Origin of the sequence: Staphylococcus caeli, from assembly GCF_051413795.1 — a bacterium.
GTDB classification, from domain to species: Bacteria; Bacillota; Bacilli; order Staphylococcales; family Staphylococcaceae; genus Staphylococcus; species Staphylococcus caeli_A.
Map to the genome: position 1 here is coordinate 1 of NZ_JBOIRQ010000005.1, position 21366 is coordinate 21366.

Here is a 21366-nt window from a genome sequence, read left to right on the forward strand (position 1 = left end):
AAATCATCGACCAAGAAAGTGTCTTAATTGGTGTACACCTTATGAAATTTTCACTGTAAGTCTGTTGCAGTTAAATTGACAATTCATCATATTAAAAAGCCCTGACCCCTTCAATAAATACAGGGGCGAGGACTCTTATAACGTATATATTGGGGTTGCATTGGCTTTGTGAGTGTCGCATAACAATACTTCTTTTTCTGTATCAATATCGTGCTCATTTAACACTTGTCCAACGCTCATGCGTGCTAAATCTTTCATATTATTGTCTTGCGATAAGTGTGACAGATAAATGCGTTTAGTGCTACCTGTGATGACGTCTGTCATGGCGTGACCAGCATCTTCGTTTGACACGTGGCCCATATCACTTAATATACGTTGTTTCGTCTTCCATGGATAACCGCACATGCGCAACATATCCACATCGTGGTTGCTTTCAAAGACAAATGCATCGCTGCCTTGAATCATACCTTTCATGCGGTCTGAGACGTAGCCTGTATCGGTTAAAATTGTGAATTTCTTATAGTTGTTATGGAAAATGTAAAATTGTGGATCAATGGCATCGTGAGACACGTTAAATGATTCAATATCGAAACCGGCAATTGATTTTGTTTCATATGGGTTAAAAATGAATTTCTGTTCCATAGGAATCTTGCTGTCTTTCTTTTCAATAGCTGTCCACGTCTTCTCATTAGCATAAATTGGCAATTTGTATTTACGTGCTAGGACGCCAAGTCCTTTAATATGATCTGAATGTTCATGTGTCACTAAGATACCATTTAAGTTTTGTATTTGTTTATCTATTTGTCCAAATAGTTCTTCCATTTTTTTTCCTGTCAAACCTGCGTCGACAAGGATACTGCCTTTATCACTTTCAACATAAGTGGCGTTTCCTGTACTACCACTCGCTAATACACTCATTCGTATCAAGCGATTCACCCTTTCTAATCTATAAACACTGTTTAAATTTAATTTATTTGGGGTCAGACTACGGTTTATGTGCCGTCAACATGCCCTCCGTCTAATTTATGTACTATAAAAGCCCTTGATTCGTATCAATTGCCGCAATATCATTCTTGTAGTAATGCCACTTTTCGAAAATTAGGCACTTCTTAACCACAACTATACAACAATAGTCACTCAAGGCTTTCATACGTTAGCGCGTCATTTTTTAATTTTATCCAACGCCTATTAACAGTATTTAATTTTAACATACTTTGGCTCTGACTTACGTGCATAATGTTTAATTTTACTAGAATCATTTTCCCAAAATACATAATTTGTCTGAACCCGAATCCAATACCAACCTATCAACTACGACCACACCCTCACAAAAAAGCACACCCTCAACTTGAAGGTGTGCTAATATTTCACGTTATTCTGCAATAATTTTCGGGCTATCTGAAACAGCTTCAACGTAATATGTCTTAATCTTGTCTGCGTGTTTCACTTTAATTTCCCAATTGGCTTCTAATACTTGTACGTTAGGCTCTTTAACAACGGTATAGTAGCCGAGACGAGCATTCGTGACTTCGTCGTTCCGCTTCAAGTAACGATTATAATACAAGGCCTCTATGGCACTTCTAGCTGAATTCACTTGTTTCTTATCGTTATTAGCGCCATCAGACGGTGCAATGGATCTCATGGCCGTCTGTTTATAGCTCGACGCTTTGCCATCACCATTAATACTAAATTCCAATCTAGCTTTATTATTATTCATAATTGGATATTCGTTGTATGTTTGTTCAAACGTCACTTTGTTGTTATTGATATTGCTCATTTCATAATCTTTGCCTTTATAGACGTTGTCTTTCACGTATGATTTCAAATCTGTGTATTGATCATTGCTGACATCGACGGGACTTGAGATATCTCCTTTTGCTGTGGCACCGGAGTCTTCACTCGAGACCTCAGAATGTGACTTTGCATAAGATGAGAAATCATAAGATCTGGCAGTCAATAATTGCATTTTCAAATCTCTCACGCTTGGGAGGTTGTCTGGAATTTTAATTTCTTCTTGTTTAAAATTCACAGCATTTTCATCTTCACTATCATTGATGTGTGATTTGTTCACTTTATCAATGTAGATAATGACTAAACTTAAATTTACTAGAATAAATACGAAAATAAATAATGTTTTTGCGCGTTTCCAGTTCATTTATTCTAGCCCCCCATCGTTGTATGCACGCCACTCACCATTGTATTGCACATACCATTGCGGTTTAAATTCGCTGTTGCGTTGAATTTCTATATCGCTTTTATCTGGTTGATTTTCCATTTTATAACCAATAGTCATATTGGTCACTTCTTCAAAATTAATCTCTGGATTGTTGGCGAGTTCTGAACGAACGGTTTCAGCACCAGGTAATTTCGTTTCGTCTTCACCACTGTCAATCGTCACATTCGCTTTCAACAATGCACGTGCATAACTGAAGACGCCTTTATCGCCCCATGAAACTTTGATGTTATTGAGATCTTCTTCATTAAAAGTTGGACGACCATTTAAGAATAATTGATATGTGAGTTCACCGCTCTTGTTATCAACATTAAATAGTCTAAAATCATCCGTAAAGCCGCCGTGATTATTAATATAATCAAAGGTACTTGGAATACTGTCTTGCATATTGGTTGACCGATTTTCATCTTCTGACAGATTTGTATAACGATATTTTTCACTATCATCATTATAATTCGCTACACCTGTATTATTGTTATAAGTTGCGGTACCGCTCTTCGTACTGCGCACAACGACAGAGTCATTGAACAGGATTGAATTCATTGTGTCGACACTGATGCGGTTGTAAATCGTATGATATGATTTCATACCTTTAGGTGATTTCGGCGCAAAAATGTGTGTCGCTCTATCAATCGTATCTTTGTTGGTAATGATTTCTGTATATGGTTGCATGCTTTTTTGTTGTTGCTTCATAACATTTTTAAATTTAGTTAGTTTGGCAGACGTTGTCATGCGGACTACGTTGTGTCTATCTTTACTAATCGCGTAAAGTTTCACGTTACCGTCTTTATTGTTGTCGACGATGAGTCTATCGAATTTAAAGTTATTCGGCACTTTAGCATCGATATTAAGTGCTTGCCCTAAATATGTCGCTAACGGCATATCATAGGTGAAGTCGAGCACAAGGAATTCATCGGTTAAGTCTGGAATAATTAAATTGTGATTACTGTGCATTTGTTCTGAACGAATAACACGGTGGTCTTTTAACGGCTCAAGTGTTGTTTCAACATTATGTTTCGTCGCTTCCATACCTTCTGTATCTTCACCTTCAGAGTGAACAATTTGATATGGTGTAACAACTTTACCCATGCCTTCGTTTAATGGCTTACCAATCACATTGGCTTCTGAAGCTTTGCTGCTACTCTCTTGATTATCGATATTGGCCAAATCTGGTGAAAAGTTCCACGTCATATAGGTTAAGACGACGCTCATTAGGACTAGGAGACCGAGGATAATGGATTTGATTAGCTCTTTACTCCGCATCCCAATCACCATCTTCTAAGACTTCACATGGCAACGTGATAAAGATGGATGTACCTTGTCCTTCAACACTGTTTGCCCATATGCGTCCATTATGTGCTTCGACAATTTCTTTAGAGATTGCTAGGCCAAGTCCTGTACCGCCCATTTTACGTGTACGTGCTTTATCGACACGATAGAAACGATCAAAGATCTTATCTACTTTATTAATCGGAATACCAATACCATTATCTTTGACGCGAATGGTCATACGATTGTATAAGGCATTCTGTTTCACGTGAAACTCGACGCGTTTATCACCACGAGAATACTTCATCGCATTGGTTATAACGTTGTCGAACACTTGTGTCATCTTGTCTGGATCAATTTCTGTGAAAATCGTTTGTTGTGGAATTTCACGGATGAATGTCGTATCTTTGGCAGACATTTCGTGTCGATTAATAATTTTGTTTACAAACATATTAAAGTCGACAATTTCTTTGGTAATTTGGTCGGATTCATTATCCATTTTAGATAATTGTAGTAAGTCATTGACGAGTCGAATCATACGTTCTGTTTCTTCACGTGTTACGGATAGGAATTGTGGTGCTAATTCGCCATCTTTCCATGCGCCGCCTTCAAGTGCTTCTATGTAACTGTTCATTGAAGTTAATGGTGTACGCAATTCATGTGACACGTTGGCAACGAATTCGCGACGTTCGCGCTCGACTTGTTGTTGCTCAGTAACGTCGTGTAGTACGGCAATGTAACCTGTGACGAAGCCTGTTTCTTGCACGATGGTACTAAAGTTTACGCGGGCAATAATGCCTTCTGTCTCGTTGATATCTAACAAGAAACTATCGTTATTCTCTTGGATTTCGTCCAATGAAAAGTCTTCTTCTAGTTTAAGTACATTGAGCATGTAGTCGCCGATAATGTCTTCTTTCATTGTGCCCATCATTGTTAATGCCATATCGTTGACGATACGGATACGACCACGACGGTCAGTGGCAATGATACCGTCACTCATATGTGTGATAATGGAGTCTAGACGCCGCTTCTCACTTTCGGTATTGGCTTGTGCTTCTTGTACACGTTTAGATAGGTTATTAAAGGCCAGTGCCAGTTCGCCAATCTCGTCATTGCCATAAATCTTCACACGTTGTGTATAGTTCCCTTTAGACATTTCGACGGTTTGGTTACGCATGTCTGTAATCGGCTTGGTAATTGTACGTGCAATAAAGAAACCGAGAATTACGGTAATCAATAATGAGATACCCGTACCAACGATGAAGATTTGATTGATATTGCTAAGTTGGTTATACACGTCATTGATATCCGCTTCGATGTAGACATCCCCGATAGTTCCATCATTCGATGTCTTTACGGGTAAGTTGTATACCCAAACACGTTGTTTACCATTACCGTAGTCTTTTAAAACGGTGTGACTATTAATCTCACCTAATGATAATGCTTTTTGGATAGAGCTATCATTCGCTTTTTGATTTATTAGACTACGCGTAGACTGCTTGGAGGTAGCCATGATAATCTGATCTTTATCAATAAAACGAATTTCTTCTATTTCTTGTCTATTGGCATACTCATTTAATAAGTTCTGAACTTCTTTTTGAGCATTGACCGAATCATCTTCGTCATAGACTTTTTCTATATTTATTTCTATTTGTTTCGCATATTGCGAAATATTATTTTTAAATGTTTGTGTTAGTTCTTTTTCAAGACTATTTGTAAAATATAAACCGATAATTTGCATACCGATGATAATGAGCAAGACATAGACAATAACTAATTTCGTGTGTAAGGACTGAAAATGTTTAAGCCATTTCATGAATACGTGCCTCTAATCATGTTGTTGGAGGAAGTATCCAACACCACGACGTGTCACGATATACTCTGGATGCGATGGATCATCTTCAATTTTTTCACGTAAGCGTCGAATTGTTACGTCTACAGTACGCACATCACCAAAATAGTCATAACCCCAAACAGTTTGTAATAAATGTTCACGTGTCATTACTTGACCCATATGTTTAGATAAGTAATGGAAAAGTTCGAATTCACGGTGTGTTAATTCGATATCTGAACCACGTTTTTTAATAGAGTATGCATCTGGATAGATGACGATGTCTTTAATTGATATTTCATTAGATGCATCGTTCACTTCTTGTGCTGGCTGTGAATAATGACGACGTAAGTTTGCTTTCACACGTGCGATTAATTCCCGCGTGCTGAATGGTTTCGTTACGTAGTCGTCTGCGCCAAGTTCAAGACCTAATACTTTGTCGATTTCTGAGTCTTTTGCCGTTAACATGATAATCGGCATTTCGTATTTTTTACGGACTTCACGACAGACTTCCATACCGTCACGACCTGGTAACATAATATCTAATAAGACTATATCTGGTTCTTCATCGTAGATTAAATCTACTGCATCGTTACCGTCGTAGGCACAGAATACTTCGTAGCCTTCTTTTTTCAAATTAAATTCTAAAATATCAGCAATTGGTTTTTCATCATCGACTACAACTACTTTTCTAGCCATATTTATAAACCTCATTTCTATATTGTAGTACATTTACATTAAATTCTACGCATTTCCCTATAATATAATTTACCATTTATAGCGGTCTAATTCTATTTTTCTAAATAAAAAATTAAAATTGTATATTGCAAAATTATAACATTGTTATGAACAAATAGATATTTTCCGCCTATTCATATGTAAATACAGTCTATAGAATTATCAAGCTTCCTTCGAGTTTATTGCTTATAACTAAAAATAAGGGTGTAAACATACAGAATTTAACGTAGTCGTTACTGTATATTCATACCCTTAAAACTGTGTCATTTTCAAAAAATTAAGCTTGTGGTGTCTTTCTGACAAACAGTGAAAGTATCCAGCCAATCACGGTCAATATTGTAATGAAGATGAAGGTAAATTGGACGCCGTGTGCTAATACCACTTCTTGACTTGCACTTGGATGTGCTGCTCCAAATGATTTCATTGCAGTTGTATAGATTGTAATGGCAATCGCTGTCCCCGCTGAACCACCTACTTGAATCAATGTCGTAATCGTTGCTGAACCGTCTGCATATAAATCATGTGGTAACTGGTTTAACGCATTCGTTTGCGCAGGCATCATCACCATAGTTATTCCAAAGAATAGAACCATAAATAGTAAGATAACCAGCCAAACGGGTGTATGCGCAGTAATCGTTAATGCAAACGTGAGCGCCGCTATAAACATCAACAGGTAGCCTATAATACCGAAATAGCGTGCACCGAAGCGGTCAAATAGTGACCCTATGATTGGCGAAAGTACTAAATTCACTGCGTTGCCTGGCAATAAAATTAATCCTGCGATCACAGAGCTAAAAAGTAACGCCCCTTTTAAATAGAGTGGCAGTAAAATACCTGTCGATAAAATACATAAGATAGTAATAAATACCATTGCCGCGCCAAGCACGAACATCGGATATCGAAAGACATTCAAATTAAGCATCGGTGAGTCAATTTTGAATTGACGTATCACAAATAGTGCGAGTGTCACCACACCAATGACTAAAGGTAGCCAGACGATGGGCTCAGTGAATGATGCCTCTGCCATTGAACTTAATGCAAAGATTAATCCTGCAAATCCAATTGTCGATAAGCAAATGGATAAAATATCAATTTTCGGTTTGGATATATCACCCACGTGTTCCGTTTTAGAAATGGCTATGACTAATACGATAAGATATAAGACTGCGCTTATCCAAAAGATATAATGCCAGCTTGATGCAGAAATAATAATTCCTGAAAGTGTTGGTCCTAATGCTGGTCCTGCTGTGATCACAAGCCCCATGATACCCATAACGGCACCACGCTTTTCAATGGGGAAGATTAACATTAAGACGGTAACCATTATCGGTAGTAAGATACCTGTGCCTAAAGCCTGGATGATACGTCCAAGTAATAGCAAAGCGAAATTGGGCGCCATAGCACCAATAACAACGCCTAATAAAGATAAGAGGATTCCAAAAATAATGAGTGATTTCGTACTAAACCATTTAATGAGATATGACGAAGCTGGTACAAGACAAGCCATGACGAGCAAATATCCTGTCGTTAACCATTGTACTGTCGCTGCAGGGACTTGAAAGTCTTCCATAATGTCGGTAAGTGCCATATTGAGTGCCGTTTCACTGAAGAGTCCCATAAATCCACCAATCATTAAGACGAGTGCGTACATTTTGGGATTTTTTACGTTAACTAGTGTTGCCATTTGATATACTCCTTTTTATGGTAAACGAAGTATAAGTATACATGTGCGTATGTACTGTCTAATTGCAAATACATTAAGGTAATAATCGTGATTGAGTAGTTGACCTTATTTGAATTTTGCACTGTTGTTTCTGACTGTTGTTTCTGACTTTTATTTAGAATATACATACGCTACAAAAATTATGACTTATTCTATATTTCCATTCTTTTATTCACCGTGCTATGAATAACATTTATAATAGAAGTTCTATGATTAAGGTGGTGAAAAATTTGTCATGTCATATCAGTATTCATCATCGTTTCTAATCAAGATAATCGTACTTGAGTGGTTGTTTCACACATAACATAAAACTTCTTAAATAATCTGTGTATTCATCAGACTGACCTATTTACTTTAGCAAAATTTCGCGATTATTGTCAACCTAGTTGACTAAATTAAAATAAATAAGAAAGAGCATGTCTGACAGCTTCTATTCCTGTTAAAAATGCTCCTCATTATTCTGTATCAAATGATTGTAATTGCCAATCTTGTTGTAATAAATCTTGCAATTTAGCTAATTCTGACGTACCAATCACCTCACCAATATGGGTAATTAATTGTTCTTTATTTGCTATATATTGCTCATAGCAAGTAATACCGAGTGGCGTCAAAGTAACACGCTTTTCTTTTTTATTATTAGGTACAGCTTCAATTTGAACGATTGTCTTCTCCTGTAATTGCTTCACTGCTTTATGAATCGCTTGGCGCGTTAAATTGATGATACGTGTTAGTTCTGCTAAGGATGGACTACCATACTGAATAATTGTAATTAAATACCATTCTGAACTGCTAAAATAGATTTCAGGTAGTTGTTGTGCCGTCATATATTCTACTTTTTGTCGAAGCTCATTATGTCGATCACTAATGAGGTTGATCAAATCTACATTTTCTGATTGTTTATGTTGATCCATATGTACACACACCTTTCTCTCATCTTTAGCATATTACTAATCTTTTCTCTCATTATACTACGGATTTTCTCGTTTAAATTCAAATCAAATTCTATGATTATACATAAAAAAATGCCCATCCTATTGGATGGGCATTTATACGGTCTCGACGGGAATCGAACCCGCGATCTCCTGCGTGACAGGCAGGCGTGTTAACCGCTACACTACGAGACCTAAAATGGTGACTCCTACGGGACTCGAACCCGTGTTACCGCCGTGAAAGGGCGGTGTCTTAACCGCTTGACCAAGGAGCCTGTCTTAAGCACAAGATAAATTATATCAACTCTGAACAGGGATGACAAGCTATTTTTTTAATTTTATTAGTATAATTTTCTATATTTATTGTATAAAGTGCAAATACGACCTTAAAATCTTAAAAATCCCATAATAACACTACTTATAGGTGCCTGATTTTTCCATATATTAATAGAAACTCTACAATTTTAAATCACTTCTTAATTTTAAAGAAATTCATGACGATTTAAGATGCTTTTGTTTTCACTTCTTTTTGATAAACTAAATATATTGTATTAGTTTAAGGAGGATTTATATTGGCAAAGGTCTTATTTATCAACTTAGGTTCTACAGGACATATCAATCCAACAATTGCTGTATGTCGAGAGCTCGTAGCAAGAGGCGAGGAAGTCGTTTATTATGCCAGTGATTACTACCAAGATAAATTGGAAGATACAGGCGTCGAAGTACGCACACTTCCTGCTGAAGAAATTGTCGCACGTTTTACTGCATATGGTTCTGGCAATTTGTATCATGTTATTAACGGTTTATTAAATACTGTGGATATCATTCTGCCAAAAATTTTATCGGAAATCGCAAACGAACATTATGATTATTTGATATACGATTCAATGTTTAGTTGTGGTGCTTTAATCGCTCAAAAATTAAATATTCCTACCATTTCATCTATCACAACGTTCGCACATACCAAATCTAGCTTTGAAGCGGTGCTCAATTACCAAGCACAAAAACTTACAACTGCTGAACTAGATGAGGCCAATCAAACGTTCCACCACTTACAACAGCAGATCAAATCACGTTATGACATTGATGTTGACTCACGCTATGAAACAATGACAAATCCAGGTGACTTCAATGTTTCTTATGTGATGAAAAGTTTCCAAATCAATCCTTCGAAATTTGATTCTGAGCGTTATTGTTTTGCAGGACCTTCAGTCGTAACACCTAAGCCTTCTAATTTTATGGATGAGATGGATCAGACACGTCCAATCATTTATATTTCACTGGGAACCGTGTTTAATCAGAATATTGATTTCTTCAATAAATGTTTTGCGGCTTTGTCAGATATTGATGCTTCGATTGTTGTATCGATTGGCGACGTCAATGATCCTTCAGACTTTAACACTATCCCATCAAATGTGTTACTGAAACCTTATGTGCCACAAACAGAATTATTGCAGTATACATCTCTATTTCTGACTCATGCTGGCATGAACAGTACAAATGAAGCGATGTTGATGAATGTGCCTATGCTTGCTTTTCCACAGAGTGCGGATCAACCGATTGTTGCACAACAAATTGAAAAATTAAAAATAGGACAACAAGTTGACGCGGACACTATCACACCTAATGCTTTAAAAGCAAAAGTAATTGAAATGTTGCAACAAAGTGAAGACTACCAAGCAAACATTGAAAAAGTTAAACATGAGCAGTCACTTGATTTCCCAGGTTATATTTATGCTGTGGATCAAATATTAGCTTTTCGTGATAAACATCTACACTAAAAAACTAAATCTAAAAATACAAAAATACCTTGTAAACAAGCAACAAGATCATTGTTACTGACGTCTACAAGGTATTTTTTAATATCTATTTAATGGTTTACCATAATGATTTTAATAAGTTTGTTTGATTACGGTCTGGACCAACTGAGAATATTGAAATTTCAACATCACATAATTCAGAAATACGTTCTAAATATCTACGTGCGTTATTAGGTAATTCTTCTAATGAACGACAAGATGTTACGTCTTCAGTCCAACCAGGTAATGTTTCAAAGATTGGCTTACAACGTTGCAAGTCATTCAAGTTTGCTGGGTATTCAGTGATTTCTTCACCATCTAATTCATATGCTGTACAGATTTTAACTTCTTTAAGACCTGTTAACACATCAATTGAGTTGATAGATAAATCTGTGATACCACTTGCACGACGAGAGTGACGTAAGACTACTGAGTCAAACCAACCAACACGACGCGGACGACCTGTTGTTGTACCATATTCACGGCCTACTTCACGAATGTGGTGACCATCATCATCGAATAATTCAGTTGGGAATGGACCATCACCAACACGTGATGTATAAGCTTTACATACACCGATAACTTTAGAAACGAATGTTGGACCAACGCCACCACCAACAGTCACGTTACCAGCGACTGGGTTACTAGATGTAACAAATGGGTATGTACCGTGGTCAATATCTAACATTACACCTTGTGCACCTTCAAATAATACTTTTTCTTCTGCAACAAATGCATCGTCTAATACTTTAGCAGTGTCTGTTACAAATGGCGCTAAACGTTGCCCTGCAGCGTAATACGTTTCAAAAATCTCATCAAATGTTGGGCACTCTTTTCCAAACATACCTTGGAAGTATGCACCTTTATATTCAATATTATCTTTTAATAATTTTTCAAATGTTTCTTTATCTAATAAATCAGCTACACGGATACCGATACGTTGTGCTTTATCTACATAAGCTGGGCCGATACCTTTTTTAGTAGTACCGATTTTATTATCTCCACGGCGCTCTTCTTCATATTCATCTTGCTTGATGTGATATGGTAAGATCACTTGCGCACGGTTTGAAATACGTAAGTTATCTGTAGAAATACCGCGTTCATTTAAAGCGTCTAATTCTTTTAATAGTGCTACTGGATCGACAACGACACCATTACCAATCACTGCTAATTTTTCTTTATAGAAAATACCAGATGGTACTAAGTGCAATTTATACGTTTCTCCACCAAATTTAATTGTGTGGCCTGCATTGTTACCGCCTGAAAAACGTGCAATAACGTCTGCTTGTTCTGCTAAGAAATCTGTAATTTTACCTTTACCTTCGTCTCCCCATTGTGTCCCAACGACTACTATTGATGACATATGAGCACCTCCAAGTTTTCTCGATTAACCATTACGTATTTTACCAATACCCAAACCATATTGCAAACCAAAAATCGAACATTGATTTTAAGCCATTTTCAAAAAACGGCAAAAATTTAAATTGACGCTCAATACATTGTTAAGTCAATAACACCATGCTTTTCAACTACTTTTTATATATAAAATGACACATACTTACAAATATTATACATCTCCAAACACAAACAAAAACCGTACAATAAAACGTATATAACGAAAATTGTACGGAAATAATCATAAAAATATTTTTTTCTTAACCAAAATCGGCATGTGCATAATCAATATCTGTGAATTTATTATATTGCTTCATAAAGTGTAACTTCACGGTACCTGTTGGTCCGTTACGTTGCTTCGCGATAATGATTTCTATTTCACCATTATCATCGTTTGTTTGTGGTTCATAGTTTGAATCGTCATCATCATCTTCGTCTTCACCACGATTGTAGTAATCGTCACGGTACAAGAATGCAACGATATCAGCATCTTGCTCGATAGAACCAGACTCACGAATATCACTCATCATCGGACGCTTATCTTGACGTTGCTCAACACCACGAGACAACTGACTCAGTGCGATAACCGGACATTCAAGTTCTCTGGCAATCGCTTTTAACGTACGCGAAATTTCAGATACTTCTTGTTGTCTATTATCTGAAAATCGAGAACCGCTTCCTGAAATTAATTGTAAATAGTCAATCACTACCATATCTAAGCCGTGTTCTTGTTTTAAACGACGGCATTTTGAACGGATATCTGTAATACGAATACCAGGTGTATCATCAATGAATATCTTTGTTCGTGATAATTTCCCGACTGCAATGGTAAAGCGATTCCAGTCTTCTTCAGTCATTGTACCTGTTCTTAAACGGTTTGAATCGACGTTTCCAGAACTACAAATCATACGTGTGGCCAACTGATCTGCACCCATCTCAAGTGAGAAGATACCTACTGAAAAATGATCTTCATGTGTCGCTACCTTCTGCGCAATATTAAGTGCGAAGGCAGTCTTACCTACTGAAGGACGTGCTGCTAAAATGATTAAGTCATTACGATTGAAACCCGCTGTCATCTGGTCCAAATCACGATAACCTGTTGGTATACCTGGTGTTTGACCACTATTTTGATCTAATAATTCTGCATTTTCATATACTTCACCGAGGACGTCACGAATATCTTTAAATCCATCACTTTCTCGTGACGACGATAGTTCTAATATGCGACGTTCAGCATCATTAAGTATTGTGTCAAGCTCTAGTTCATCATTATAGCCGTCGTTCGCAATACTATCAGCAGTTTGAATTAATTTACGTTTGGTCGCGTGCTTAAAGACAATCTCTGTATAATACTGAATATTTCTTGTCGTTGGTACATTACTTGATAACTCTGCAAGATATTGTGGACCACCTGCTTCATTCAAGCGACCTTCCTGAGATAGCTGATCCATAATAGTAACGACATCAATATCTTTATTGTCTTCATTGAGGTTCATCATTGCTCTAAAGATGTGTTGATGTGCACCTCTATAAAATGACTCAGGAAGTAATACTTCCTGAGTAGTGTTAATTAATTCTGGATCTATGATAATGGCACCTAAGACAGACTGTTCAGCCTCGTTACTGTGTGGCATTTGATTTTGTTCATACATTCCATCCATTGTGATTACACCTCATATCTCAATCCGTTATTATTGTTCCACTGTGTGCACACGAATCGTGCCTTCAACTTCTTTGTCCAATTTGACTGGTACATTCGTATAACCTAATGCATGGATACCGTTTGGTAAGTCCATTTTACGTTTATCGATTTTAATGTTGTGTTGGTCTTGTAACGCTTGTGTGATTTGTTTTGTACTTACTGAACCAAACAATTTACCGCCTTCACCTGTTTTCGCAGATACTTCAACTTCAATTTCGCTTAATTGTGCTTTTAATTTTTTAGCATCTTCAATTTCTTGTTGACGTTCTGCTTCAATCGCTTTATTTTTTTGTTCTAATTGTTTTAAATTACCTGGCGTTGCTTCAACTGCCATGTTTTTCTTCAATAGGAAGTTATTTGCGTAACCTACTGGCACGTCTTTCACTTCGCCTTTTTTACCTTTACCTTTAACATCTTGTGTGAATATTACTTTCATGCATTTTCACTCCTACTCATTTGTTCTGTTATAGCTTGTTGTAATTGTTCGATTGCTTCATCGACTGTGACGCCTTTTAATTGTGTGGCTGCATTCGTTAAATGACCACCGCCACCAAGTGCTTCCATCGTTAATTGTACATTGACTGCACCAAGTGAGCGGGCAGACATACCTACCACATTATCTTCTCTTCTTGCTACGACATAAGAAGCTTCTACACCATCTAAACTTAACAATTCATCCGCTGCTTGTGCAACTGTAACAGGATGGTAAATTTTATCATCTTTACCGTGCGCAATCGCCACACCATTTCCTTGCAGTTTCACTGTTTGAATCAATTCTGTACGATTGATATACGTATCAAGATCGTCTTTTAAGAAATGTTGGGTCAATATCGTATCTGCACCGTGTGCACGTAAATAACTTGCAGCATCAAAGGTTCTTGAACCTGTACGCAATGTGAAATTACGTGTATCGACAATAATACCCGCAAACATTACCGTTGATTCTAATCGAGTCAGACGTTGTTCTGTTGGTTGGTATTCCAATAGCTCTGTCACTAACTCTGCAGTAGAGCTTGCGTATGGTTCCATATACACGAGTAAAGGACTCGAAATGAAACTTTCTCCACGTCTATGGTGATCAATCACCACTTTACGATTTGCTTTATTTAAAATATTTTCATCGATAACCATTTCCGGTTTATGCGTATCTACAACGACAAGTGTTGTCTTAGATGTCATAATATCCCATGCTTCATCTGACGTGATAAAGCGTTCTTTCAGCTCAGGCTTTTCATTAACGGCATCCATAACACGACGTAGTGTCGGATCGATATCAGAGTCATTTAGGACGATATATGCGTCTAAGTTGTTCATCATGGCAAAGCGAGACACACCAATCGCTGCGCCAATCGCATCCAAGTCTGGGCGTTTATGACCCATAATAATGACTTTGTCGCCTTCCATTAAAATATCTTTAAGCGCATGAGAGATAACACGTGCTCTTACACGTGTACGTTTTTCCATCGGGTCAGTCTTACCACCGTAGAAACGTACATTACCGTTCATATGTTTAATCGCAACTTGGTCGCCACCACGGCCGAGTGCTAAATCGAGTCCAGATTGTGATAGTTCACCAAGATCGATGAGATTTTCAGAACCTTCACCCACACCAATACTCAATGTTAACTGTGCGCGATAACCTACACTTTTCTCACGAAGTTGACTTAGAATACTAAAGTTTGTTGCTTCAATTTCATTTAAAATATTTTGATTTAAATACGCTACAAATTGGTCGGAACTATAACGTTTAAAGTAAATGTTATGTTCGCTTGCCCATCTACTGATAACACGCGTCACCATTGAATTAATTTCAGATTTTTGCGTGTCATTCATGTTTTGCGTAATTTCATCGTAGTTATCTAAGAATAACGTGGCAATAATCGGTTTTGATGATTCATACAATTCGTTTGTATGTATTTCTTCAGTAATATCGAAGAAATAGAGTACGTGTTCTTTTTCTGAATAACGTACGCGATAATAGTATTCATTTTCTTGTATTTCTATTTCTTGTGTTTTTTCTAATTGTTTTAAGATGTTAGGATATACTTCGTTTACCGGATCGGAAATCACATTGCGATTTAATCGTTCCGACATAAATTTGTTCATCCACTCTATGTTTTCATTTTCATCGAGGATAATCATCCCAATTGGCAGATTTTTAATTGCAATATTGCTACCTTGAGAGATATGCCCACTTAAATTATCAACATAGCTGTCTAATTTCTGTAAAGCTTGCCTTACCATAAAAGCTGTCCCTATAATAATAATCACTAACACAATTGTTGCGATGCCTGCTACGAGCTGGTTAAAAACAAACCAAACTACTACAAGTGCAATTGCTGTAAGCGCCATAATAATAAATGGTAAAATCAACGCTTTTTTAGTGGATTGACGGTTCATTTTTCCACCTCAAATCATTTTTTAATGATGTTTTTTAAGTTAAAACATAAATCTATCACACCCAGGAGACTTACAATATGTGTCAATGGCATTAATATTGTCCCTATCACCATTAATAACACGGTAAGCGCGAGTGGCATTGATTTTGCCTTTCCGAAAAAGTGAATCACACTTAACCCCTGAATATACATACACAATGATAACATAATTTCGAAATTTAAAACGATACTTTGAAAAGTACTCGGTTGACTCGTAAACATAACGCAGAATAATACAATAATATACATCCATAATAACGAACGACTCATTTGCCATGCGTATAGTGGTTTAAATATTGGCGTAGCAATTTTAAATTTACGTAGAATTGGGAAAGTAACAATTAAATTGATTAATATAAGTAGAAATACTGTAATTACCACATAACTTGGTAGCTGCACTGATATTTGGCGGAAACCTTCTTCAAGCATTTGCTTATAATCATTGCCGACTGCTGCGCCAGATATAACTTCATGCATTTGATCTTTAATTGGTTTCATTAAAGTTGCAGAACTTGGAATTTTATCAAATGTTTGCAATCCCATAAATGCAATTAATGACACCATACTCACATATGTAGTTGTGATATACAGAATACGTTCTTTTGAAGTACGTTCTTTTAATAATTGGCCTACTACAAAACTTACTAATAGTATGAGGACCATCATACTTAATACAAATATATTACCCAATAACGTTGTTAATACAACTGTCGCGACTGCTGTCACTGCGAATGATTCCATAGACTTATGCCATAAGATAATGCCAGGAATTGTCGCAAATACGCCCAATATCAATCCGAGCGGTGGTAATATATGTAATGCTAAAGCGACTACGATTAGCGTAATGATACTAAGCACAGTTGCTTTAGGAGATATTTTAGAAAACAAATTCGCCACTCCTATACTATTTTTGACTATATCTTCTATTTTAACCTCTTTAAAACTTTTATACAATTATTGGCAACCATTCTCATAAAACTTCAATTTCAATATTTCTGAGCAATCGCTTCACAAAGTAACTATTTAATTAAATGCTTTAAAAGCATCTCATTTTTCAAAATAAATAGGACAATTACTTATTGCCTAAACTCAAAATTATGAGTCAGCTTTATCAAGCAATCATCCTTACAATAATTCTACTGTTGTTTATTTGCGCTTAGTCTTATAAACTTTTAAAAAATGATATAAATTAGGTGCCCAATCATTAAAATTAAGCAAGAAACCATCATGCCCCACATTATCTGGCACAAAGAAATGTTTATGATATTTAAACCTTCTACCTACAGCACGTACAAGGTCATCTGGATATAGTAAGTCATCAGTAAATCCTAACGTCATGACTTTCGTATCTAAACTTTTAAATACGTCATCTACATCATCACGACCTCTATCTATATCGTGACTATCTAAGACATCCAGCAGTGTTAAATAACATGACGCATCAAAATACTTCATAAATTTATCACCCTGATGTTTCTGATAAGCGACGACTTGGTCAGGTGAAAAACGTTTATCATAACTTTTAGACGACCGATAAGTTAAAAAACCTAACTGTCTCGCGATACTCATGCCTTCATTGTAATCTAATTGAATCGCTTGTCTTGCAATTTCATTAAAAGCTCGACTGTATGAGGATGTCTTATCTGTAGCAGCAAGAATAACTGCCTTATCAACCTCAAATTTTCGATTATATAAGAGTTCTAATGTTTGCATGCCACCAAGTGATCCCCCGATAAGAATATGAATCCGTTCAAAACCAAGCGTTTCAATGCCTAATTCTATAGCATGCACAATATCTCTTAATGTTAGTGTTTTAGGGAAGTCTTTATCATTTAGTGTCGAACTTGAACCATAAGGGCTACCGATGACATTAAATGTTAAAAACTGATAATCATGTATCGGCATATAACCACCGTCAATAATCTCTCGCCACCAACCTGGCTCTTCATCTGTGCCATAAGTTAAATGATTGCCTGTTAAAGCGTGACATACGACGACCAATGGTTGCCCTTTTAAACCTACGTGTTCATATCTTAATTTCAAATTGGAAATATGTTCGCCCGATTCTGTCGTGAATGGTCCCAATTCCAAAGTATCCACCGTGTAATTTGTCATACTTCCCCTCCTAGCTTAATTAAAAAGAGAGTAGGACAGAAATCTATTTTTATAATAGAGATTTCGTTGCCCCACCCCGACGAGGATGACTAGCATTGAAAACATATCTAGTACATCTATTTTGCCTCAGTCACTATAAATGCTCATCCTTCAAGTATATCGTTGGTATTAACACTATGGTTTTCAAGTCGATTGCTGAAACATCATTAGCCAAATCTCTTAGTTTCTCGGAATAAGATTTAGTTTTATTGATATAAAATGACTTGTTCAACTATGCACACATGCCCTAAAATACTGAACTAGTCATACATAAAAGTCTGAAATATCTTAATTTTCTAATTATTTTCATTCTAACGGATACATTCAATTTCATCAATGCCATTCTTTAAAAGAACCATCTTAGTACCGCCATAATGATAATACCGCTTATAATCGTCACTGTTAGACTGCGTGATATCACAGCAATGACAATAGTCGGTAGCATGGTAATTAAAAATGGAATATTAATACGATACCCCATCATACCCTCTTCTTGAATAATGATGCCATCAATGATTAATGCTGTAAAAAGCGTAATTGGAATAAATGATAGCCACTTGATAACACGTTCCGATAATTGCACTTTAGAAATCATCACAAACGGTATAATACGCGTCAACCACGTTACAATTCCACATAAAATTATAATCGTCAGCATATGCATTGTTGTTGTCATTGCTCCATCACCACCCCAAGTACCGCCGTCAATGTCGATGCTATAATAATCGCCAAATAAGATGGCATAAACAAACTCAGTAGTAACATCATTACGATGACACAAGTGATAAGCACGACATATATTTTAAACTTCGAACGCTTAATTGATTCAAACTGCGAAATTGCAAGAAAAATAAACATTGCAGTAATTGCAAAATCTAATCCTAAAGCATCTGGGTTATGTATATATTTTCCGAAAATCGCTCCTAAAATACAGGCAAATGTCCAGAATAAATATGCTGTTATATTTAATCCGTGCAACCAACGATCATTTATCTTTTCCCCTTTTAAGTGAGGTGTTACAGCAACTCCAAAAGTTTCATCTGTCACAAGCGTTGCTAATCCTATCCTGTTTAGTAAACCATAAGACTTATAACTCGGCGCCAGTGTCATACTTAAAAGAAACATTCTCGAATTCACTATAAAAGCAGTAAGTACAATTGCAGAAATAGGTGTTCCCGCAATGACAAGTGCACAAATAATAAATTGTGCTGCACCTGCATACACGAGCAAACATAATAAGATGATTTCTAATAAGCTAAAGCCCGAGGCAACGGCAACAATTCCAAATGATAAACCAACACCTGCGTATCCTAATAACGTGGGAATACACGCTTTGACGCCTTGTTTAAAAGTCACATGTGCCTCATTTTCCATATGCCCACCCTTCCTGTACCTTTAATAAAATAGTAGATTAATTCTAATATAAGTCGTACAAAATAAGCAATATAGTTAGACAAACGTTTGTCTGATGTTAGACTAACGGAAGTTTAAATTCACTTATATACCAATGTTTCTAAGTTTCAGAATTTTTCAACTTTAATTTAGACTACCCCTAATTTTTTAATTTTTTTAAACATCAATTGATACTAATATCCATGGATTTACACCTCCCCTACCCTCCCCCAAGATATAAAAAAACGCGTAGAGTTGTATGTCTCTACGCGTTGTTAATACAGCATTTTAGTTTTTATTTAGTTGGACGAATAACTTTTTTTCCACCCATAAATGGAACTAATGCTTCTGGGATTGTTACTGAACCATCTTCATTTTGATAATTCTCAACGATAGCAGCAAATGTACGACCTACTGCTAAACCACTACCGTTTAATGTATGGGCAAGTTCTGGTTTTGCATTTTTATCACGTTTAAAGCGAATATTTGAACGACGTGCTTGGAAATCAGTAATATTTGAACAAGAACTAATTTCTTTGTAATCATTGTAGCTTGGTAACCAAACTTCTAAATCATACGTTTTACTTGAACCAAAACCAATATCTCCTGTACATAAAATAACACGGCGATATGGTAAACCAAGCTCTTCTAATATCGCTTCTGCATGTTCAGTCATATCTTCAAGCGCTTGCCAAGAATCTTCAGGCTTTTCGATACGTACCATCTCTACTTTATCGAATTGGTGTAAACGGATAAGACCTCTCGTATCACGACCGGCTGACCCCGCTTCACTACGATAACACGCTGATTGTGCAGTGAATTTCGCTGGTAAGACATCAGGTGCGATAATTTCATTACGGTAATAATTTGTTAAAGGTACTTCCGCTGTAGGAATTGTGTATAAACCTTCTTTTTCAACTTTGAATAAGTCTTCTTCAAATTTAGGTAATTGCCCTGTACCATACATTGAATCCGCATTGACTAACTGGGGTACCATCATTTCAGTATAGCCATGTTGTGTCGTGTGTTTGGTAATCATATAGTTCATTAATGCTCTTTCTAATTGTGCGCCTTCACCAGTTAAGAATACAAATCTTGCACCAGATACTTTCGCTGCACGTTCAAAATCAACCATTTTAAGATCTTCAACGATATCCCAATGGGCTTTATCTTCAAATTCAAATGTTCTTGGTGTACCCCAACGTTTTACTTCAACATTATCTTCATCTGTAGCACCTTCAGGTACATCTTCATGGATAATATTTGGAATACGAGATAATTTATCATTTAGTGACACATCCACTTGATTTAATGTGTCATCCAATACTTTAATTTCATCACCAAGACTACGCATCGCTGCGATAGCATCGTCTGCATCTTCTTTGTTACGTTTCTTCTGAGCAATTTCACCACTTACTTTATTACGCTCTGCTTTCATTTCTTCAGCTTTACTAATAAGTTGACGACGTTGTTCATCTAGCTCTAACACTTCATCTACAACGTTTGAATCCATACCACGCTTCGCTATTTTTTCTTTGAGGAACTCTGGGTCATTACGGAATAATTTAATGTCTAACATGTAATTCATCCTTTCAAATAGTTATATTTATATTGGATAATAACGCAAAAAAGACCACATCCCTGCACAAGGGACGTGGTCTACGCGTTGCCACCCTATTTAACAGTCTAAATTTTAGACTGCACTCTCACTAAAATAACGGTTATCGCCGATTGTTCTCATATAGTAGGTAGATTCACATTGT

Annotated in this window: 17 protein-coding genes, 2 tRNA genes and 1 other annotated feature (1 of these 20 only partly in view); of the genes, 1 reads left to right on the forward strand and 18 read right to left on the reverse strand. The window is 36.5% G+C overall.

Features of this window, described 5'->3' with window-relative positions; all coding sequences use genetic code 11:
* Positions 1–135: 135 nt before the first annotated feature.
* The 9 genes from ACSULM_RS04000 to ACSULM_RS04040 all read right to left on the reverse strand — a co-directional run bounded on the left by ACSULM_RS04000 (position 136) and on the right by ACSULM_RS04040 (position 8998).
* On the reverse strand, positions 136–936 hold the full coding sequence (locus tag ACSULM_RS04000) for an MBL fold metallo-hydrolase (protein WP_436860764.1): 801 nt from the start codon (positions 934–936) through the stop codon (positions 136–138).
* Between the two features lie 436 nt (positions 937–1372).
* On the reverse strand, positions 1373–2155 hold the full coding sequence (locus ACSULM_RS04005) for a two-component system regulatory protein YycI (RefSeq protein ID WP_436855468.1): 783 nt from the start codon (positions 2153–2155) through the stop codon (positions 1373–1375).
* On the reverse strand, positions 2156–3496 hold the full coding sequence (locus ACSULM_RS04010) for a YycH family regulatory protein (RefSeq protein ID WP_436860765.1): 1341 nt from the start codon (positions 3494–3496) through the stop codon (positions 2156–2158).
* Positions 3486–5318 (reverse strand): cell wall metabolism sensor histidine kinase WalK, encoded by a 1833-nt coding sequence (gene walK / locus ACSULM_RS04015; RefSeq protein WP_436860766.1) that lies wholly within the window; start codon positions 5316–5318, stop codon positions 3486–3488. The genes ACSULM_RS04010 and walK overlap by 11 nt, the downstream gene beginning before the upstream one ends.
* A gap of 12 nt (positions 5319–5330) precedes the next feature.
* The gene (gene yycF, locus ACSULM_RS04020) at positions 5331–6032 is read right to left on the reverse strand and encodes a response regulator YycF (RefSeq protein WP_069995334.1); all 702 of its coding nucleotides are present in this window, start codon (positions 6030–6032) and stop codon (positions 5331–5333) included.
* Positions 6033–6348: 316 nt separating this feature from the next.
* Complete coding sequence (locus ACSULM_RS04025; protein WP_436860767.1) at positions 6349–7755, reverse strand: DHA2 family efflux MFS transporter permease subunit; 1407 nt, start codon at positions 7753–7755, stop codon at positions 6349–6351.
* A gap of 494 nt (positions 7756–8249) precedes the next feature.
* Positions 8250–8705 (reverse strand): MarR family winged helix-turn-helix transcriptional regulator, encoded by a 456-nt coding sequence (locus tag ACSULM_RS04030; RefSeq protein WP_436860768.1) that lies wholly within the window; start codon positions 8703–8705, stop codon positions 8250–8252.
* A gap of 140 nt (positions 8706–8845) precedes the next feature.
* Positions 8846–8918 (reverse strand) — tRNA-Asp (locus tag ACSULM_RS04035).
* A 5-nt stretch (positions 8919–8923) separates the two neighbouring features.
* A tRNA-Glu gene (locus ACSULM_RS04040) sits at positions 8924–8998 on the reverse strand.
* 297 nt (positions 8999–9295) lie between these two features.
* Here ACSULM_RS04040 and ACSULM_RS04045 point away from each other — a divergent pair.
* Positions 9296–10504 (forward strand): macrolide family glycosyltransferase, encoded by a 1209-nt coding sequence (locus tag ACSULM_RS04045; RefSeq protein ID WP_436860770.1) that lies wholly within the window; start codon positions 9296–9298, stop codon positions 10502–10504.
* Positions 10505–10601: 97 nt separating this feature from the next.
* Here ACSULM_RS04045 and ACSULM_RS04050 read toward each other — a convergent pair whose 3' ends face one another.
* From ACSULM_RS04050 to serS, 9 genes are all read right to left on the reverse strand, one after another.
* Positions 10602–11885, reverse strand: a complete 1284-nt coding sequence (locus tag ACSULM_RS04050) for an adenylosuccinate synthase (RefSeq protein WP_436860772.1) — start codon at positions 11883–11885, stop codon at positions 10602–10604.
* A 292-nt stretch (positions 11886–12177) separates the two neighbouring features.
* The gene (gene dnaB / locus ACSULM_RS04055) at positions 12178–13578 is read right to left on the reverse strand and encodes a replicative DNA helicase (protein ID WP_069995337.1); all 1401 of its coding nucleotides are present in this window, start codon (positions 13576–13578) and stop codon (positions 12178–12180) included.
* A 30-nt stretch (positions 13579–13608) separates the two neighbouring features.
* A complete protein-coding gene (rplI, locus tag ACSULM_RS04060; protein WP_436855477.1) occupies positions 13609–14055 on the reverse strand; it encodes a 50S ribosomal protein L9 in 447 nt (148 codons plus the stop codon).
* Positions 14052–16019, reverse strand: a complete 1968-nt coding sequence (locus ACSULM_RS04065) for a DHH family phosphoesterase (protein ID WP_436855478.1) — start codon at positions 16017–16019, stop codon at positions 14052–14054. Before ACSULM_RS04065 ends, rplI begins: the two co-directional genes overlap by 4 nt.
* A 14-nt stretch (positions 16020–16033) precedes the next feature.
* On the reverse strand, positions 16034–16960 hold the full coding sequence (locus tag ACSULM_RS04070) for a YybS family protein (protein WP_436860928.1): 927 nt from the start codon (positions 16958–16960) through the stop codon (positions 16034–16036).
* A 243-nt stretch (positions 16961–17203) separates the two neighbouring features.
* On the reverse strand, positions 17204–18172 hold the full coding sequence (gene metX / locus ACSULM_RS04075) for a homoserine O-acetyltransferase MetX (protein WP_436860773.1): 969 nt from the start codon (positions 18170–18172) through the stop codon (positions 17204–17206).
* A 385-nt stretch (positions 18173–18557) separates the two neighbouring features.
* Positions 18558–18887, reverse strand: coding sequence for an AzlD domain-containing protein (locus ACSULM_RS04080; protein ID WP_436860774.1), 330 nt, complete (start codon positions 18885–18887; stop codon positions 18558–18560).
* A complete protein-coding gene (locus tag ACSULM_RS04085) occupies positions 18884–19585 on the reverse strand; it encodes an AzlC family ABC transporter permease (RefSeq protein ID WP_436860775.1) in 702 nt (233 codons plus the stop codon). The genes ACSULM_RS04080 and ACSULM_RS04085 overlap by 4 nt, the downstream gene beginning before the upstream one ends.
* A 313-nt stretch (positions 19586–19898) precedes the next feature.
* Positions 19899–21182, reverse strand: a complete 1284-nt coding sequence (gene serS, locus ACSULM_RS04090) for a serine--tRNA ligase (RefSeq protein ID WP_436860776.1) — start codon at positions 21180–21182, stop codon at positions 19899–19901.
* Positions 21183–21248: 66 nt separating this feature from the next.
* Positions 21249–21366 (reverse strand) — a binding site (T-box leader) (it continues 76 nt past the right edge of the window).

Bases quoted from the DNA above. Each gene is read 5' to 3' on its own strand.
- ACSULM_RS04005 (WP_436855468.1), bottom strand. From the start codon at position 2,155: ATGAACTGGAAACGCGCAAAAACATTATTTATTTTCGTATTTATTCTA.
- ACSULM_RS04010 (WP_436860765.1), bottom strand. From the start codon at position 3,496: ATGCGGAGTAAAGAGCTAATCAAATCCATTATCCTCGGTCTCCTAGTC.
- walK (WP_436860766.1), bottom strand. From the start codon at position 5,318: ATGAAATGGCTTAAACATTTTCAGTCCTTACACACGAAATTAGTTATT.
- yycF (WP_069995334.1), bottom strand. From the start codon at position 6,032: ATGGCTAGAAAAGTAGTTGTAGTCGATGATGAAAAACCAATTGCTGAT.
- ACSULM_RS04025 (WP_436860767.1), bottom strand. From the start codon at position 7,755: ATGGCAACACTAGTTAACGTAAAAAATCCCAAAATGTACGCACTCGTC.
- ACSULM_RS04030 (WP_436860768.1), bottom strand. From the start codon at position 8,705: ATGGATCAACATAAACAATCAGAAAATGTAGATTTGATCAACCTCATT.
- ACSULM_RS04050 (WP_436860772.1), bottom strand. From the start codon at position 11,885: ATGTCATCAATAGTAGTCGTTGGGACACAATGGGGAGACGAAGGTAAA.
- dnaB (WP_069995337.1), bottom strand. From the start codon at position 13,578: ATGGATGGAATGTATGAACAAAATCAAATGCCACACAGTAACGAGGCT.
- rplI (WP_436855477.1), bottom strand. From the start codon at position 14,055: ATGAAAGTAATATTCACACAAGATGTTAAAGGTAAAGGTAAAAAAGGC.
- ACSULM_RS04065 (WP_436855478.1), bottom strand. From the start codon at position 16,019: ATGAACCGTCAATCCACTAAAAAAGCGTTGATTTTACCATTTATTATT.
- metX (WP_436860773.1), bottom strand. From the start codon at position 18,172: ATGACAAATTACACGGTGGATACTTTGGAATTGGGACCATTCACGACA.
- ACSULM_RS04080 (WP_436860774.1), bottom strand. From the start codon at position 18,887: ATGACAACAACAATGCATATGCTGACGATTATAATTTTATGTGGAATT.
- ACSULM_RS04085 (WP_436860775.1), bottom strand. From the start codon at position 19,585: ATGGAAAATGAGGCACATGTGACTTTTAAACAAGGCGTCAAAGCGTGT.
- serS (WP_436860776.1), bottom strand. From the start codon at position 21,182: ATGTTAGACATTAAATTATTCCGTAATGACCCAGAGTTCCTCAAAGAA.